Source organism: Waltera sp. (genome assembly GCF_046969025.1).
GTDB lineage: Bacteria > Bacillota > Clostridia > Lachnospirales > Lachnospiraceae > Acetatifactor > Acetatifactor acetigignens.
In genome coordinates, this window is the sequence record NZ_JBKVQF010000015.1 from 1 (window position 1) to 17,647 (window position 17,647).

Genomic DNA, 17,647 nt, shown 5'->3' on the forward strand with positions numbered 1-17,647 from the left:
TATACCTTGCCAAGGGCTACGGGGATTTGATAGCATTTCTTTACTAACTTTCCATCTATCTTCAGCCAGTCTCTACCCACCCTGCATGGCAAAAACAACACCTTCACCCCAGCGGCCTCGGCTTCCGCCAGAGCGGTACCAAATTCCGGCTGCATTTCCACATAAGGACGTACTTCCGTCACTCCTTCCATCTGAATCACAAAGGCAACCACACATTCATATCCTTCCTGTCTCGCTGCGGCCAGTTCCCGCAGATGCTTCACCCCACGCTCCGTGGGTGCATCGGGAAAATAGCCGATGCCGTTGATCTCCAGAGTACAGCCTTTCACTTCCATGAATATTTTGTGCTCCCCTTTTTCCAGATAGAAATCAATGCGGGAATTTCCATAGGTATACTCCGGTCTGATCACATCATAGTCCTGCGCCTCCAGCCATTCCTTCACGACCTTATTCGATGCCTGACTGTCAATGTTGATCCAACCGATCCTGTCTTTATAAACAGCCACCAGGTCATACAATGTCTTTCTTGCCGGATTATCCGACTGTTCCAGACGCACCGCTGCCCCGGGGAGCAAAAGTTCCCTGCATCTTCCGGTATTTTTCACATGCACCGTCTCCGCTTTCCCTGCAATCTCCACATGGGCAATAAACCGGTTGGGACGGTCAATGAATTTTCCCTCTACGATCTTTCCATACTTCATGTAAAATTTCCTATCCTTAACTCTATCCGCTCCCCGACTTTCGACACTGCTTTACGCCCCCAATTGCCAAGACTCTGCGGCATTTTCCGAGGTCTCCCGCGACCGTCCGCCACATGCTCATTCTATCCGCACTCGCCGTTCCGCATAGACTTCACTAGCAGCGGCACCTCGAACAACAGCATCACGATCCATCCGACCATATTGGCCCAGGCCAGGCTGGCAAATTCCATCTGTAACAGGCGGATCATTACAAATACTGCCACAACTCTGCCGAACATATTCATAAATGTGCTGTACAATGTCACTTTCAGATCACCAATACCACGGAAGAATCCCTGCACACCATTGGTCAATCCCGGCAGAATATACATCCAGGAGATCAGATGCAGATAACTGATGCCCAGAGATACCACCTGTGCATCCCCGTCCTCGGCGAACAATGTCATGATCTGCGGAGCCAGTCCCCAGATTACACAGAACAATCCGACGGAATAGACCAGTTCGATCAAAAGACCTGTCTGGAATCCCTTCTTCATCCGCTCCTTATGCCCTGCACCCTTGTTCTGTGCCAGAAAAGTCGTCATGGCATGTCCGATATTCTGCTGTGGTGTATAGGCAAAATCATCCACTCGGTTCACCGCGGTAAATGCCGCCATGACCGCAACACCCTGCGTATTGACCACAGACTGTATGATCAGTTTTCCCAGCTGCAGACATACCTGCTGCATGGCACTGGTACTGCCGTAGCTGACTGTCTTACCCAGCAGGCTCTTATCGAATACCCACCACTTTTTCCCAAGGCATAACAGTGGAATCTTTTTCTTGATATAAATGCCGCACAGCAGGCAGCACAGACCCTCGCTGCACACTGTGGCAATGGCACTTCCCGCCACGCCCCATCGTAATACCACCACGAAGAACAGATCTCCGAAAATGTTTAAAAAAGCACTGGTTACTAGAAAATACAACGGTGTCTTACTGTCTCCCAGCGCCCGCATGGTGTTCGCCAGGAAATTATAGATAAATGTAAATATCAGTCCCAGGAAAATGATCCGAAGATATACCGCGGCTTCCGGAATCGCAGTCTCCGGCACCCGGATCAGCCGAAGCACCGGTGTCGCAAGCAGCAGCATGAGCAATGAAAATACCACAGAGAATCCACAACCTGCCAGCATGGTGGTGCTGATCTGCTTCGACAGAGTATCATAATCCTTCGCTCCGTACTGGGAGCTCATCAACACACTGGCTCCCATGCACATCCCGCTGATCAACAGGATCGCTATATTCATAATCGGTGTGGAAGTTCCCACTGCTGCCAGTGCCTGCTCTCCCACATATTTTCCTACGATCACGGAGTCCGCAGCGTTGTAGGTCAGCTGAAACAGATTACCCAGTACCAATGGAATTGTGAAGGATACTAAGGGAAGCAATATCTTCCCCCGGGTCATGTCATGTTTCTCTATCGTACTCATTGCTTTATTGTCCTTTCACTGTCATTTTCTTCGGTAATTGTCTTTCCTTCTTTTTAAGAATTCCATCCTCTTCTGAGGCCGCCTCTGTACTGTCCTGCACTGCTTCATTGCCGCTGACGGATGGTGCGCTTTCCTGTTTTGCGCTCTCCAGGCTGTTCTGTTTCTGCCCATCCGCACTGTTCCCGGATGCTGCCTGCTGTCCGCTGTCTGTCGAAGCAGAGTCTGTCATTTCAGCCATATTGGCACTATCCTCCGCAGCCTCACCCTCCGGCATAGCAGCCTCCGCTTCCGCCATTGCCGCAGCCGACTGGATCTCGTTCTCTGCTCCTGCTGTATCCCCCGACCGGGCAGCATCCACCGCCTCTTCCTGGATCTCCTGATCCTCAGTGATACCGTAGGCCATCTGTGGTGCTGCCGTATCCGCATTGCCGGTACTGTCTGCCATTTTAGTACTGCTCATTGTCATATACAATACTCCCGCTACCACGAAACACAGGCAGGCTGCCGCAATGCGGGTCACATAGCGCATCGGGAACTTATGTACCCTTCCCGAATTTCTGATCTGTCCGCTTCGAAGCAACAGATCCTCATCCACTCCGGACATCGCCCGGAACAGTTTTTCTTCTTTTAAATTCACATCTTGATTATTGTTCTTATTACAATCGCTCATATCCTTCATCACCGCTTTCGTCTCTTTCTCCGTCTATAAGACGATTCCCTGTTGTTCCAGATATTTTTGCAGTTTTTTTCTGGTCCGGAACAGCGATGTCTTCACCGTATTCAGATTCATTCCATAACGCCCGGCGATCTCCGCATATTCCTCTACGAACCAGTATCTGCGTAGGAATACATTGCACTCCTGTTCCGAAAGTGTATGCAGGAACGCATTGATGCTCCGCTCCAGTTCCGCCGCTTCCACGGCTTCTTCTGTGTTATGCGCCGCCGGAATGCACTCTGCCAGTTCATCCAGTGTCGTATCCATAATACCATTCCCACGTTTCTGTGCATTTTTCGCCTTCCATCTATCAAACGACAAGTTCCGGGTAATAGTTCCCAGAAACAGCTCCAGACGATTCGGTTTTTTCGGTGGAATCGCATTCCAAGCCCGCATCCAGGTATCATTCAGACATTCTTCGGTATCTTCTCTGTCATGCAGGATATGATAAGCAATACTATAGCAGTATTTTCCGTAGCTCTTTTGTGTCTCTGCGATGGCCTGTTCGTCCCTCGCCCAATACAGTTCCAATATTGCGGTATCCTCCATTGGCTGTCTCCTTTCCAAAAAGGGCACTGCCACAGTTTTTTCTGTAACAGTGCCCCTCTTCATTTCTCCATTTGCTCCGTTCCATCTTATCCGAGCTGGAATTTCTTCGCATTTGCATTCAGTGAACCCGCAATTTCATTCAGCTGTGTGGTAGCCTGTCGGCAATCCTCCACGATCTCCGCCAGCTGATCCATGGTAGCTGCGGTCTCTTCGGTGCTTGCCGCATTGTTCTGGGAGATCTCGGTAAGTCCGTCGATCTTCTCCACCACATCCGTCTTATAATTCTCAATATGATCCAGCTCGCCGGAGATCACATTGATCTCACCGACTACCTTCTGAACCTCCTGGTTCAGGGTGCTGAAGACATTCAGCGTGGTACCCAGCTTCTCGTTCTGCTGATGGATCTCACCTACCACACCGTTCATGATCTGAACGCTCTGGTTGGAATTGCTGATCAGGTTCTCCACGATGCTGCGGATCTTGTCTGCGGATTCCCTGGACTGGTCTGCCAGACCACGGATCTCTTCCGCTACGACTGCAAAGCCTCTGCCCATCTCACCGGCTCTCGCTGCCTCAATACTGGCATTTAATGACAGCAGGTTGGTCTGGTTCGCAATACCTGCGATGATATCGGTAGCTGCCTGAATCGCCTGTGCGGACTCGTTGGTGATATTGGTCTGCTCCTGCACCTGATCCACCGACTGCTGTGTATGCGAGCTGATCTCCAACAGTTCCTTCAGGGTGCTGTCCACGGTAGCATTGCTCTCCTTCATGTTGGCAGCACTGCTGCTCAAAGCATTAACACTGTCTGCCGTACGGCCCAGTGCATTGCTCATCTCGTTCATGCTTTCGCTGACTTTCTGGGTATCCGCCGCCTGTGTGGTAGCTCCCTGGGCAATCTCATTCACAGCTGTATTTACAGAAGAAATGGACTGTCCGATGCTGTCAAAATTGCTGGTGAACGTTCCCGTAAACTCATTCATATCCAGCATGGAATTGTGAATATCCCTGATAATTCCGGAAAAGCCGTTCACTACAGAGTATACAGCCCGTGCGCTCTTACCTACTTCATCACTGCGGTTTAACAGCTTATCGGGAACCTTGAAGTTCAATTTACCCTCTGCGATCTGATCCAGATTACCTACTACACCCAGTAGTGCTTTGGAGATCATGCCTACTACAATAAAGGTGGAGACACAGAATGCTGCCACAAGGATCAGAATCGCTATTGCTCTTCCTGTTACAATCCCTTTGTAAAGCGCATTCACTTCCCTTACCGGCATACAGGCAGCCAGAATACCCACAACCGTGCCGTCGGTATTCTTCAAAGGTGCCAGATATGCATAGCATCCGGTATCCCCCAGCTTCAGGGAATTGGAAAAATAGCTTTCTCCACCCAGTACCTTGGAAGCCACTTTTTCACTCAGAGTGATGGTACCTCCGGTCAGATTGGTCACAGCCAGATCACTGCCCCAGAACAGTGCCACATCCACACCGGCATTCTGTTTCAAAGCATCGAGTACCTGTTTATTGTCCGTAAGATTCAGTTCCCCTTTATAAAGTGCTCCGTTCTCGTATGAAAAGTCTCCGGGAGCGGAATTGTTCAGGCTCATTTCCAGTGCATATTCCGTCGCTGCCAGCTCATGCTTCATCATCGCGTCGGAAATTCTGTCCCCTGCGGAATTCAATGCCAGGATGGCAATGACTGCGATCGCTATAAGCGGTACCAGTACGATCGCCAGAATCTTGACTACCATGTTAGCTCCCTTTTTCTCCTTCAGGCGCTTAGCTTCATCAATACCTGTCCCATTTTCCCCTTTGATCTGTTCTTTGCTTACCTCTTCTGTCATAAATAAAGCAACCTCCTTTGTACCTTTAACGGTTCATGCATAATAGAATTATACCGCACAGTTAATAAAAAAGCTATTCTTTTTCTGCAATCAGATCCTTGATCACTTCGCCTGCGAGAATCAAGCCCGCTACAGACGGTACAAATGAAATACTGCCGGGGATGGCTCTTCTGTCCGTGCATTTATGAGTGGTACCCGGAGGGCAGACACAGCCTGTCTTGCAGCTGTTTTCCATATTTTCCAGCGGCTTCACCGGGCTTTCCGTAGAATACACCACCTTCAGCTTCTTCACACCGCGCTTTTTGAGTTCTCTGCGCATGACCTTCGCCAAAGGGCACATGGTAGTCTTGTAGATATCCGCCACATGGAACTGCGTGGGGTCTAATTTGTTGCCGGCTCCCATACAGCTGATAACGGGAACTCCCGCCTCCTTCGCCCGCATGATGATCTCCAGCTTGGCAGTCACGGTATCCACCGCATCCACCACGTAATCATACTGGGTAAAATCAAACTGGTCTGCCGTCTCCGGGAGATAAAAACATTTGTGTACTGTAACCTGTGCCTCCGGGTTGATGGAGTGTACACGTTCCTCCATGACATCTACCTTGTATTTGCCGATGGTCTTCCTGGTAGCGATGATCTGACGGTTAATATTCGTCAGACAGACCTTATCGTCATCGATCAGATCAAAGGCTCCTACACCACTGCGGGCCAGAGCCTCCACCACATAACCGCCGACACCGCCGATGCCGAAGACAGCAACTCTTGCGCCGTACAGGCGCTGCATGGCTTCCTTGCCGATCAATAATTCTGTTCTGGAAAATTCATTTAACATAATTCACTGTTCCTACCAATCTACTGGGAATACTCTCGAAAGAGTATACCACATCTTTACAGATTGTCATAGAGTCCCTGAATAAAATTTTTCACCTGCACGTTATTTTCCGGTATGGTGTCCTCCAGAGTGGCATGGATAAAGGGCTTGCGCTCCTTCATAAACTTCAGTACAGAAGTATAATCCATCTGTCCCAGACCGCAGCCTACAGAACGAAGCTTCCCGTCCTCGGGAATAAAGTCTTTCAGATGTACCATAGCCACATCTTCACCCAGCAGATCGATTGCTTCATCCACGATAGCCACCTGATCCTTGTAATTGCAGTAATCCAACAGGTTCACCGGATCCAGGATGATCTGAAGGTTGGGAGAATTGATCTCATCCAGCACTCTTCTCGCTCTGGCAGGATTATAGACAATATGCTTCCATACCGGTTCGATGGCCATGACAACGCCCATCTGCTCCGCGTATTTTACTACCGGGCGTAAGTTGGTGATAAAGGTCTGTAATGCTTCTTCTCCGTGGCATTCCGGTACCGCGGTATAGGTCTCGTTGGGAGCACCGGTCTCAGTTCCCACGACACCGCAGCCCAGCCAGGAAGCAAAACGGATATGTGCCATATAACGGTGGGTAATTTTCGCAAGCTGCTCCGGGTTGGGGTTTGCCAGGTTCAAATAGCATCCTAATACCGCAACATCCACCTGATTTTTTGCGAATACATTTTTCATGTACATGGCAAGTCCCGGGGTCAGCGCCTCATCCGTGGTGGGAAACTCGCTGATCACCTTGCCCGGAGCCAGATGTCCGCAGGCAAAGCCCAGCTCATGTACATTGGCAATACGCTCCTCAAAAGGAAGCTTTTTCGTATCATGTAAACGGATTCCTAACTGCATATTTTCCTCCATTCCGAACACGGCTCCTGGGCCGTATTCTCTTCTGCTTATCTCTATTATAGCGTGAGCTCACGAATTCCGTGCTATCGCACTCTACATCCTGCTTCGCAGCTATCATGATCAGCTTCGCCGTTCGCCGAGAGTGAGCAAGCTCCCTCTGGCTCTCTTGCGCTCATTATTTCGTGATTTCATCACTCAATCACTTCGCCGTTCGCCGAGAGTGAGCAAGCTCCCTCTGGCTCTCTTGCGCTCATTATATCAACGTCTGATCAGTTCATCCACACCTTCCAGTTCGTAAGCTTCTCCGACCTGTCCTTCAATCTTCACATTGTCCAGTGTCAGTTTTGCTACATTTCTGGCAAACATTCCGCGCTTGCTGCTCTTCTCCACGCCGTCAGACATGGCTGGGACATCACACTTGGCATCTTCAGCGTAGCTGATGGAAATGTCCTTCATGTAGATTTCCTCGATCTTCTGCTCGGGAAGTCCGTCGAAGAACGCAGCTGCCACATGGCAGTTCGTACATTCCATGTTTTCAAATACCATCTTTTTCACCTGCGGTGTTCTGTCATCCACAGGGTAAACATCTCTGGACTGGACATAAGTGGTCTTGCCGTCGGGATCACAGAAATAGAAGCAGTTGACCACCAGCGGTGTCATCACATGGTCCAGCGTCAGATTTCGGAAAATGATATTGCTGAGAATTGCATCTTTTCCTCTGCCGCGACGGGTCTTGATACGCAGACCTCTGTCTGTATGACGGAAAACACAGTCTTCCACCGTCAGATTTACCACGCCGCCTGCCATTTCACTTCCCAGAGTTACGGCACCGTGGCCGTTCTCCATAAGGCACTGACGGATATGGATATTCTCGGAAGGAGTCTTATGCTTTTTGCCCATGTAGATCTTACCGCTCTTGACTGCAATACAGTCATCTCCCAGGGAAAAACGCACACCCAGGATCTCCACATTTTTGCAGGATTCCGGATCCAGTCCGTCGGTGTTGGGGGAATCGCTGGGATTCTGCACGGTGACACCGATGAATTTCAGGTCATTGCTGAAATAGGGATGCAGGGTCCAGGAAGGGGAATTGCAGAAGGTCACACCCTGCAAAGTCACATTTTTACATCCGCTGATGAAAAACAGTCTGGGACGGAATGCAATATTCATAACCTTCGGATCCTTCCACCAGTTTTCTTTGGAAGCATTGCCGTTGATCTTACCCTGCCCATAGATCACCACATCCTCTGCACCGATACCACAGATAATGCCGGAGAACATAGGTAAAGGATTGCCCTCCCAGGTGCCCAGATTGTACTCGTCGGTCTCATCATAGCTCTGCAGCATTCCGGGGAACGTAGGGAATTTCTCTCTGTCGGTAAAGGCCTTCAGCTCCGCACCCTCTGCCAGCTCGATCCGGATATGGCTCTTTAAGAACAGGCTGGTTATGCGGTAGATTCCCGCCGGGAAATACACTCTGCTGTTCACCGGACATGCCATGATGGCAGCCTGAATAAAGTGGGTATCGTCATGTTCCCCGTCACCCTTGGCACCGAATCTGGTCACATCCAGAGTCACGTACTCATAATCCGTCTTGAAAGATACTTCGCCCTGCTTTTCTCCGTTCACATAAGCTTCCACCACATATTTCTGATCCGGCTTAAGGCTAAACAGGGAAGTTATAGTCTTCTCTGTGGTCAGTGACGGCTCACCGTTTACCCGCAGCTCCACGGGCTGTTTTGTAAAATATCTGCCGCCGTCTGCGATCTCTATGGTCGCACTGCGGGCAGTATGCATAATATGTCTGATTTCCATGCGCTGTTTCCTCTCGTTCTCTACCTAATGCACTCCTGATATTTTTCCGCTAACAATAAATGCTCCGCACATGCCTTCTGTACGGCATCGCAGAATACCTTTTCCGATGTGGCATCCATGGCAAACCTATTTTCCTTTGCATCATAATACTGCTCCAGCATACGCTTTACCGCACTGCGGAAATTGTCCAGAAGCTCTCTGTAATTCTCGTAGATCTCCGGGCTGATCTGCTCTACGGTATGAAGCATGACTGCGGTATAAGCTGCACCGTTTTCAGCACTGAATTCACTTTCTGCATGCTTTTTCAGCACACGCATCTGTGCCATGATATCCGGATAGCCTTCTTTTTTATTCTCCGTGGTCTCATAGGCCGCATAGACGGGATACACCAGATCCGCCGCCTGATAAATGTTGCCCAGACCTGCACTCTGCTGCACGGCTGCCAGGTCGAAAATGCCTTCCTCCGTACGGGGAAGTGCCTTGATTTCCTGAATTGTCATAGTTCCTCCTATATAACAAAGGCGTTCTCCTGCACGTTTATTGTAACAAAAGAACGCCGTTTTGTGTATGATCTTTTACAGAGTTACACCCTGCTTGAAAATAGCCATATCATGGAAGCCTGCTGCCTCGCTGCATACCTGCCTGCCGGAAGCGGTCTCCACTACCAGATCAAACAAAGCCTTAGTCTCCTCTTCCATGGTCTTATCCTCTACCAGTACGCCGGCATTGAAATCGATCCAGTTGGACTTTTTGCCTGCCAGACGGGAGTTGGTAGCGATCTTCATGGTAGGAACCGGAGATGCGAAAGGAGTTCCACGTCCTGTGGTAAACAGTACGATATGTGCTCCTGCGGCTGCCAGTGCGGTAGCTGCTACCAGATCGTTGCCCGGTGCGGACAAAAGGTTCAGTCCCGGAGTCTTCACCGTATCACCATACTGCAATACACCCCTGACCAGGGCACTTCCGGACTTCTGGGTACATCCCAGAGACTTGTCCTCCAGAGTGGAGATACCACCCTTTTTGTTGCCCGGAGAAGGATTCTCGTAAATAGTCTGATTGTGACTCTTGAAATAATTCTTGAAGTCATTGATCAGATCTACGGTCTGATGGAACAGTTCCTCGTTGGCACAACGGTTCATCAGAATGGTCTCTGCACCGAACATCTCGGGAACCTCGGTCAGGATGGTGGTACCGCCCTTAGAGATCAGCAGGTCGGAGAAACGTCCTACCAGAGGGTTGGCGGTAATACCGGACAGTCCGTCACTGCCGCCGCACTTCATACCGATGACCAGCTTGCTTACGCTGATGGGCTCTCTCTCGAACTTGGAAGCATAATCAATCAGGCCCTTGATCACCTCTACGGAATCTGCGATTTCATCCTCGTGCTCCTGACATACCAGGAATTTCACACGGTTCTCATCATAATCGCCAATGTAAGGCTTTAATACATCAATGTTGCTGTTCTCACAGCCCAGTCCCAGTACCAGAACACCACCTGCATTGGGATGATTAATCAGGTCTGCCAGAATCTTACGGGTATGCTCCTGGTCATCACCCATCTGGGAACAACCATAGGGATGAGGGAATGCGATAACCTCTTCCACACTGCCCTTAACGAATGCATTGGCCTGCTTTGCAATGGCGGTTGCCACGTTGTTGACACAGCCAACGGTGGGGATGACCCAGATCTCGTTACGAACACCTACTTTGCCGTCCGGACGGTTGAAGCCCATAAAAGTCACATCTTCCGTCTTCTTCTCCTCTACCGGAGTGGGGTTGTAGGTGTACTCCAGCAGATCGCCCAGAGCGGTCTTTACATTATGAGTATGGATCCAGCTGCCCTCTGCGATGTTCTCCTTGGCATTACCGATACGGTAACCGTATTTGATGACCTCGCCGCCTTCGGGAATATCAAAAATAGCCATCTTATGTCCTGCGGGGATCTCCTCTCTGGCGGTAACGGTCTTCTGACCGTCACCTACAGAGACTGTGATCTTCTCACCGGCAGGAATCGTATTTAATGCTACGACTACATTATCATTGTCATTAATTTTTAAGAAATCTTGCATAATGCTGCCCTCATGCCATTTGCCTTAATATCATCCAGGTATGCTACAACTGCATCGGTCAGTCCGGGAACCTTGTTCAGATCCTGGCCGAAGAAGTCTTCATTACCAAGGAAGGAAGTTACGAAAGTCTTGGTGTCCTTCTCACAATTTGCTGCGAAGAACTCCAGAACTGCTTTGTCATCCATGATGTTGTATTCCTGACCGTCTCTATGACCGATCAGAGCCTTATCGCGGATCTCGGTGCCATGGTAGAATGCCATCAGTGCTGCGATGGAGAAGGTCAGATGAGCGGGAAGCTTACCGGTCTTCTCAACATAACCTAACAGGCTGGGCATACATCTTGCTCTCCACTTGGATACGGAGTTCAGGGAGATAGCAAGCAGTGCATGATCTACATAAGGATTGTCGAAACGGTTTACAACCTCACCTGCAAACTGCTTCAGTTCCTCCTCAGGCAGAGACAGGGTAGGGATTACTTCGTCATAAATGGTCTTCAGCATGAAGTTACGGATATCGTCATCATGCATGGACTGTCTTACGATGTCGTTGCCGCACAGGTAAGAAGCCAGTACGAAAGAGGTATGCGCACCGTTCAGGATACGAACCTTTCTCTGCTTATAAGGCTTCTGATTGTCAGTGAAGATAACAGGAAGTCCTGCATCGGGAAGAGGGAATTCCTTGCTGATGTCCTTAGCGGATTCGATAACCCACAGAGCAAACGGCTCACCGGTTACCATGATGTGGTCTTCGTAACCCAGCTTCTCCCATTCTTCCTTCTCGGTAGCACGGGGATAACCGGTAATGATACGGTCTACCAGAGTAGAGGTGAATACACATGCCTCATCTACCCACTTTTTGAACTCATCGCCCAGTCCCCACAGCTCGATCAGCTGCATTACGCACTTCTTCAGCATAATACCGTTGTCATCGATCAGCTCTACGGGAAGCATTACTAGGCCCTTGCTCATATCACCCTTGAAGGTCTCGAATCTGTGATATAAGAACTTGGTCAGCTTGCCGGGGAAAGTCTTGGGAGGCTCTAATTCAAACTTATCGGTATCATCATATACGATACCTGCCTCGGTGGTGTTGGATACTACGAAACGTAAGGTATCGATCTCGGCAAGTCCCATGTACTTGTCATATTCATTATAAGTGTCTACAGCATCTGCAACACTGGTTACGATTCTATTAATAATCTTGGCTTCACCGTTCACATTACCGCGAAGGGATACAGTATACTGGCAGTCCTGCTTGTGGAACATATCCAGGTTACCGAACTCGATGGGTTTGATCAGAACGATGTCTCCATCGAACTTGCCCTGCTCGTTAGCGATGTCGATCATGTAATCTACGAATCCACGTAAGAAATTACCCTCGCCGAACTGTACCACCTTGATAGGTCTTTCCTTTTTACCGGTCTTTGCCTTGTTTAAGATATCCATTTTGTCCTCCATTCTACGCTTAGCGTATCCTATCTGCACCGTCTTACGGCACTCTATTACCTGCACTTACTTTCCCCGGCACGCCTTACGAACGAATCTGTTACACCGCCCGGGGCATTGTCTTTGGTCTGAATTGTAGGAAGTTTATGTAAGTACTTTCATGATTCATTTTACTTCAAAAAAATGGTTTCGTCAATCACCAAAAAAAGAAAGTTTTATTTTCGTGAAACTACCGATTTTATCAGCAATATTTCGCTTTGATAAATTTTTGGCATATGAGAAGTTGAAAAAGTATCTTGAAAAAAGAGAAGTCTTTCGTTATAATTCAGATATAGCTTTTTTATGTAACTACTTACATTTTTCTTACATATCTTTTTACACACTGTTACATAGAAGCAGAGAGGAAGCCACAGATGACAATTTACGATATTTCTGAAAAGGCCGGTGTCTCTATTGCTACTGTTTCCCGCGTACTCAACGGAAGCAACAATGTAAGCGAGAAAACCAAGAAAAAAGTGCTGGATGTGATCAACCAGTACGAGTACACTCCCAACGCATTCGCCAGGGGATTAGGTCTCAACACCATGAAGACCATCGGTATCATGTGTGCCGACAGTTCGGATCCGTACCTTGCCAAAGCGATCTACTATATTGAGCAGAAGCTTCGGGCCAACGGTTACGACAGCATCCTGTGCTGTACCGGTTATGATCTGGATACCAAAGCAAGTTCCATGAACCTTCTGATCACGAAAAAAGTGGACGGCATTATATTAGTAGGTTCCAACTTTATCTACGAGAAGGAAGATGACAACAAATACATCCTCGACGCTGCCGGACAGGTGCCTGTGATGCTGTTGAATGCAGCCATGGACGCTCCCAATGTTTACAGCATCGTATCGGATGATTTTACTTCCATGTATGATGCCACCATGGAAATGATCCGTTCCGGAGTGGAAGACATCCTGTACTTCTACAACTCCACTTCTTACAGTGGTAAGAAAAAGCTGGCCGGTTACCGTGCCGCCATGGAGGAAAAAGGACTTCTGACCAACGGAAGCTTCCTGCAGCTCTATCAGGGATCTCATGAAGATATTCCCGCTATGGCAGACCAGCTGCTGAAGCTGCATGCAAAGGGAATCACCTTCCACGGTGTCATTGCTGCTGACGATTCTCTGGCACTGGGTGCTCTGAAATACGCCCGTGAAATGAAGCTGCGGATTCCGGAGGATCTGGCTATCATCGGTTATAATAATTCCATGCTGGTGAACTGCTGCGATCCGGAGCTGACCAGTATCGACAATAAGCTGGAAACACTCTGCCAGCATCTGATCACAACGCTGATGGGCGTTCTGGGCGGAAGCGAGATGCCGAAGAAGACTGTATTCTCCGGTGAACTGGTAAAACGCGGTACCACAAAGTAGCTTGTGGGCACATATAGGCATTTGTTTATGACAGCACGGGGGAGCTGCAAATCACCCCTTTTCTATATTTATCACTATAGTCGCCGGATCCCTACCGGATCTGACTCATATGAACATGGAGGATTTTTAAAATGAAAGCATTTATGGACAAGGACTTTCTGTTAGAGACCGAGACCGCCAAAAAGCTGTTCCACGACTACGCAGAAAAAACACCGATTCTGGACTACCATTGCCATATCAATCCCAAGGAGATTGCTGAGGATCGTCAGTTCGACAACATCACTCAGGTATGGCTGGGCGGCGATCACTACAAGTGGCGTTTCATGCGTTCTTGCGGTGTGGACGAAAAGTACATCACCGGTGACGCTTCCGATTACGAGAAGTTCTGCAAATGGGCTGAGTGCCTGGGCAAGGCTATCGGCAACCCCCTGTTCCACTGGAGCCATCTGGAACTACAGAGATACTTCGGTTACAATGGCGTTCTGAACAAAAACACCGCTGACGAAGTATGGAACCTGTGCAACGAAAAACTGCAGCAGCCTTCCATGAGCGTTCGTAATCTGATCAAGCAGAGCAATGTTACCCTGATCTGCACCACCGATGATCCTATTGATTCTCTGGAGTGGCACAAGAAGCTGGCTGCAGATGATACTTTCGATGTAAAGGTTCTGCCCGCATGGAGACCTGACAAAGCTATGAACATCGAGAAGCCCGATTATCTGGATTATCTGGAGAAGCTGGCTGCTGCTGCAGGCATGACCGAGATCAACTCCTTCGCAAGCTTAAAGGAAGCTCTGAAGAACCGTATGGCATTCTTCGCATCCATGGGTTGTAACGTATCTGACCATGCTCTGGAGTATGTAATGTACTATCCCGCTTCCGACGATGAGCTGGAAGAGATCTTCTTAAAGAGACTGAACAAAATGGTTCTGACCAAGGAAGAGGAACTGAAGTTCAAGACCGCATTCATGCTGTTCGTAGGCAAGGAATATCACAAGCTTGACTGGGCTATGCAGCTGCATTACGGTTGTAAGCGCGACAACAATACTCTGATGTTCGAGAAGCTGGGTCCCGATACCGGTTACGACTGCATCAACAACTACGCTCCTTCCGCACAGATGGCTGACTTCCTGAACGCTCTGATCGTAACCGACGAGCTGCCCAGAACTGTCATCTACAGCCTGAACCCCAACGACAACCAAGCCATCGGTACCATCCTCGGATGCTTTCAGGATTCCACCGCTGTTGCCAAGATCCAGCAGGGTTCCGCTTGGTGGTTCAACGATCACAAGACCGGTATGCAGGATCAGATGATCTCCCTGGCTAACCTGGGCAACCTGTCCGGATTCGTTGGAATGCTGACCGATTCCAGAAGCTTCCTGTCCTACACCCGACACGAGTACTTCCGTCGTATCCTGTGCAACCTGATCGGTAACTGGGTAGAGAGTGGTGAATTCCCTGCAGATTACGATACTCTGTCCGAGATCGTAACCGATATCTCCTACAACAACGCTAAGAGATATTTCAAGTTCCCTCTGGCATAAAATTATAAGAATAGTGCAATCCCCCGGCTGGTTATTTGGCCGGGGGTTTTTATGTAAATAGAAAGTTAGTTAAATACATTGGCAAAATCCACGAACTCCCGGAGCATGCGATACACATGTCTCGATGTAAGGTCTCCGGATGTGAATTTTCTACGAAAAGTGATGAGTAGTTCTCGTCATGACGGGGCCGCCTACAGTCGACATCCATGTCGACAATCGGCTGACGCGGACATCGTGTCCGCTTTCCCCCTGCCTTTCAGCACTTTTCTAGAAAATATCAACATCCTCCGACAAACATCTTCGACATGGCACCGCATACGCCGGGAGTTCTGCGTTTTGGAAAGCTTTCAAAAAAACCAGTAGCCCCGGCTGGGTATAAGAATAAGCAGTGCCGTAAGCAGACGTCGGTACCATAGCGTCCCAAGGGACGCATTGCGGTCGTATTGTGACCGCTTATGTACCGCTACGCTCTGCGACAGGAGCGCATCGTACTAAAGTACGAGCGTGCCGCGTTTCTTATACCTTGCCAAGGGCTACGGGGATTTGATAGCATTTCTTTACTAACTTTCCAGTTAATTACCGTTTGATATCGCCGTCTTCGGCATCCTCTTCTGTGGTAATGGCAAAAGCGATATTGGTGGCATGGTCTGCTACTCTCTCCAGTCCGGATACGATATCGGAGAAGATCATGCCGGCTTCGGGAGAACACTCTCCCTTGGTCAGACGCTCTACATGTTTCTTCTGCAGTTCGCGTTCCTTCTCGTCTACCTGATCCTCCAGAGTAACGATCTCCTGCATATGGGATTCATCGCTCTTGGCGAACATTTCTACAGCATAACGGATGATCTTGTTGACCATTTCCAACATATCTCCCAGTTCCTTCTGGGCTTCCTTACTGATGGAAACGCCTTCTTCCTTACGCTGTCTGGCAGCATCCGCCACGTTCTCCGCATGGTCACCGATACGCTCGATATCGTTCACCACATGGAACAGGGCACCCAGACTGTTCAAGTCTTCGATGGGCAGCGTGGTCTGGTTGATCTTCACCAGATAATCCGTGATGGCATGATTCAGGAAGTTGATATTTTTCTCTACCTCGTAGACCTCCTCGATGTCCTCTTCATCCAACGTGATCAGGGCATTCATGGCACGGTTTAAGTTCTCCTCTGCCAGAGAAGCCATACGCTCCAGCTCCTTGATAACTTCTACCACTGCAGTGGCGGGGTTGAACACCACTTTGTCGCCGATGTATTTTAACTGATAGCTCTCTCTGTAACCAACCTTCTGATCCTCGCCTGGTACGATCAGGTAAGTCATCTTGACCAGCCATCCGGTGAACGGGAACAGCATAATTACCTGTGCAATCTTGATCAGCGTATGTGCATTTGCTACGAATCGACCGTTATCTGCGGAAATGGACTTGATCAATTCCACGATCTGGTCTCCTGCCACAAACAGGGCAATGTAGATAATAACCGTACCGATAATATTGAACAGCAGATGTATCAGTGCTGCTCTCTTTGCGTCCTTTTTACCGGTCATGGAAGCTAACATTGCGGTAGCGCAGGCACCGATATTACATCCCAGGATAATGTACAGCGTAATAGGTAACGGCAGCAGATCCTGATTAGCCAGCAACAACACAATGCTGACCGTTACGGACGAACTCTGGATAATGGCTGTCAGAGCAAATCCCATCAATGTGGCTAAGAACGGGTTCTTCAGAGACATCAGCAGATTGACCACCTGTGGTTCATTCTTCATGTTCGCCATAGCCTGGGACATGGTGCTCAGGCCTACGAACAGGATACCGAAACCAACGACCACTTCCGCCACCTTACGGACCTTTTCCTTCTTCGTAAACATCATCACGACCACACCCACCAGCAGGATCAGCGGTGCTATTTTGGATAAATTAAAAGATACCAGCTGTGAAGTAATGGTAGTACCGATGTTTGCACCGAGGATAACGCCCGCCGCCTGATACAGATTCATCAGACCAGAGTTAACGAAGCTGACGACCATAACCGTACATGCCGAAGAGGACTGGATGATACCGGTAAAAATAATACCGACGATCATACCCATGAAACGGTTCGTGGTAAAGATTTCCAGAATACGACGAAGTCTGGCACCTGCTACCTTCTCAATGGAATCACTCATCAACTCCATTCCGAATAGAAACAGTCCCAGACCTCCTGCCATTGTCAATATTGTTCCAAAGCTCATTTTTAATCCCTCAATCTCTCTTGATTCTCTTCCGAAAAACCAAAACAATAATTTTCAAATTTATTCTTATATAAACAATCCAAAATATATTTTACGAGATAGAATAAAA

14 protein-coding genes are annotated in these 17,647 nt (G+C 48.8%); 2 read left to right on the forward strand and 12 right to left on the reverse strand.

What is annotated here, in order from left to right; all coding sequences use genetic code 11:
• From sfsA to ACLTOH_RS09495, 11 genes are all read right to left on the reverse strand, one after another.
• Positions 1-701: DNA/RNA nuclease SfsA (gene sfsA / locus ACLTOH_RS09445; protein WP_412224002.1), on the reverse strand; the 701-nt coding region annotated here is incomplete at its 3' end.
• Between the two features lie 122 nt (positions 702-823).
• On the reverse strand, positions 824-2,173 hold the full coding sequence (locus ACLTOH_RS09450; protein ID WP_412224004.1) for an MATE family efflux transporter: 1,350 nt from the start codon (positions 2,171-2,173) through the stop codon (positions 824-826).
• Positions 2,174-2,177: 4 nt separating this feature from the next.
• On the reverse strand, positions 2,178-2,843 hold the full coding sequence (locus tag ACLTOH_RS09455; protein ID WP_412224005.1) for a hypothetical protein: 666 nt from the start codon (positions 2,841-2,843) through the stop codon (positions 2,178-2,180).
• Positions 2,844-2,876: 33 nt separating this feature from the next.
• Entirely contained in the window at positions 2,877-3,437 is a 561-nt protein-coding gene (locus ACLTOH_RS09460; RefSeq protein ID WP_022311767.1) for an RNA polymerase sigma factor, read from the reverse strand.
• An 86-nt stretch (positions 3,438-3,523) separates the two neighbouring features.
• Positions 3,524-5,287 (reverse strand): methyl-accepting chemotaxis protein, encoded by a 1,764-nt coding sequence (locus ACLTOH_RS09465; protein WP_022311768.1) that lies wholly within the window; start codon positions 5,285-5,287, stop codon positions 3,524-3,526.
• A gap of 73 nt (positions 5,288-5,360) precedes the next feature.
• A complete protein-coding gene (locus ACLTOH_RS09470; RefSeq protein WP_022311769.1) occupies positions 5,361-6,122 on the reverse strand; it encodes a ThiF family adenylyltransferase in 762 nt (253 codons plus the stop codon).
• A 56-nt stretch (positions 6,123-6,178) separates the two neighbouring features.
• Positions 6,179-7,015 carry a sugar phosphate isomerase/epimerase family protein gene (locus tag ACLTOH_RS09475; protein ID WP_227064803.1) on the reverse strand — a complete coding sequence of 279 codons (837 nt, stop codon included), beginning with the start codon at positions 7,013-7,015 and terminating at the stop codon, positions 6,179-6,181.
• 258 nt (positions 7,016-7,273) lie between these two features.
• Positions 7,274-8,830: a glycoside hydrolase family 28 protein gene (locus tag ACLTOH_RS09480; protein WP_337415333.1), complete on the reverse strand. Its 1,557-nt coding sequence runs from the start codon at positions 8,828-8,830 to the stop codon at positions 7,274-7,276.
• Between the two features lie 20 nt (positions 8,831-8,850).
• The gene (locus ACLTOH_RS09485) at positions 8,851-9,330 is read right to left on the reverse strand and encodes a hypothetical protein (RefSeq protein WP_337415332.1); all 480 of its coding nucleotides are present in this window, start codon (positions 9,328-9,330) and stop codon (positions 8,851-8,853) included.
• A gap of 75 nt (positions 9,331-9,405) precedes the next feature.
• Complete coding sequence (locus ACLTOH_RS09490) at positions 9,406-10,899, reverse strand: altronate dehydratase family protein (protein WP_337418705.1); 1,494 nt, start codon at positions 10,897-10,899, stop codon at positions 9,406-9,408.
• On the reverse strand, positions 10,884-12,344 hold the full coding sequence (locus ACLTOH_RS09495) for a tagaturonate reductase (RefSeq protein WP_118505705.1): 1,461 nt from the start codon (positions 12,342-12,344) through the stop codon (positions 10,884-10,886). Before ACLTOH_RS09495 ends, ACLTOH_RS09490 begins: the two co-directional genes overlap by 16 nt.
• Positions 12,345-12,757: 413 nt before the next feature.
• Here ACLTOH_RS09495 and ACLTOH_RS09500 point away from each other — a divergent pair, with 413 nt between their 5' ends.
• Positions 12,758-13,765 (forward strand): LacI family DNA-binding transcriptional regulator, encoded by a 1,008-nt coding sequence (locus ACLTOH_RS09500; protein ID WP_227064826.1) that lies wholly within the window; start codon positions 12,758-12,760, stop codon positions 13,763-13,765.
• Between the two features lie 131 nt (positions 13,766-13,896).
• On the forward strand, positions 13,897-15,309 hold the full coding sequence (gene uxaC / locus ACLTOH_RS09505; RefSeq protein ID WP_227064827.1) for a glucuronate isomerase: 1,413 nt from the start codon (positions 13,897-13,899) through the stop codon (positions 15,307-15,309).
• Between the two features lie 576 nt (positions 15,310-15,885).
• Here the strand turns inward: uxaC and ACLTOH_RS09510 are convergent.
• Positions 15,886-17,538, reverse strand: coding sequence for a Na/Pi cotransporter family protein (locus tag ACLTOH_RS09510; RefSeq protein ID WP_117569054.1), 1,653 nt, complete (start codon positions 17,536-17,538; stop codon positions 15,886-15,888).
• Positions 17,539-17,647 lie beyond the last annotated feature (109 nt).

What these genes read in the sequence shown, in the direction of transcription:
- ACLTOH_RS09455 (WP_412224005.1), bottom strand. Translation starts at nt 2,843, where the DNA reads ATGAGCGATTGTAATAAGAACAATAATCAAGATGTGAATTTAAAAGAA.
- ACLTOH_RS09470 (WP_022311769.1), bottom strand. Translation starts at nt 6,122, where the DNA reads ATGTTAAATGAATTTTCCAGAACAGAATTATTGATCGGCAAGGAAGCC.
- ACLTOH_RS09475 (WP_227064803.1), bottom strand. Translation starts at nt 7,015, where the DNA reads ATGCAGTTAGGAATCCGTTTACATGATACGAAAAAGCTTCCTTTTGAG.
- uxaC (WP_227064827.1), top strand. Translation starts at nt 13,897, where the DNA reads ATGAAAGCATTTATGGACAAGGACTTTCTGTTAGAGACCGAGACCGCC.
- ACLTOH_RS09460 (WP_022311767.1), bottom strand. Translation starts at nt 3,437, where the DNA reads ATGGAGGATACCGCAATATTGGAACTGTATTGGGCGAGGGACGAACAG.
- ACLTOH_RS09450 (WP_412224004.1), bottom strand. Translation starts at nt 2,173, where the DNA reads ATGAGTACGATAGAGAAACATGACATGACCCGGGGGAAGATATTGCTT.
- ACLTOH_RS09485 (WP_337415332.1), bottom strand. Translation starts at nt 9,330, where the DNA reads ATGACAATTCAGGAAATCAAGGCACTTCCCCGTACGGAGGAAGGCATT.
- ACLTOH_RS09480 (WP_337415333.1), bottom strand. Translation starts at nt 8,830, where the DNA reads ATGGAAATCAGACATATTATGCATACTGCCCGCAGTGCGACCATAGAG.
- ACLTOH_RS09490 (WP_337418705.1), bottom strand. Translation starts at nt 10,899, where the DNA reads ATGCAAGATTTCTTAAAAATTAATGACAATGATAATGTAGTCGTAGCA.
- ACLTOH_RS09500 (WP_227064826.1), top strand. Translation starts at nt 12,758, where the DNA reads ATGACAATTTACGATATTTCTGAAAAGGCCGGTGTCTCTATTGCTACT.
- ACLTOH_RS09510 (WP_117569054.1), bottom strand. Translation starts at nt 17,538, where the DNA reads ATGAGCTTTGGAACAATATTGACAATGGCAGGAGGTCTGGGACTGTTT.
- ACLTOH_RS09465 (WP_022311768.1), bottom strand. Translation starts at nt 5,287, where the DNA reads ATGACAGAAGAGGTAAGCAAAGAACAGATCAAAGGGGAAAATGGGACA.
- ACLTOH_RS09495 (WP_118505705.1), bottom strand. Translation starts at nt 12,344, where the DNA reads ATGGATATCTTAAACAAGGCAAAGACCGGTAAAAAGGAAAGACCTATC.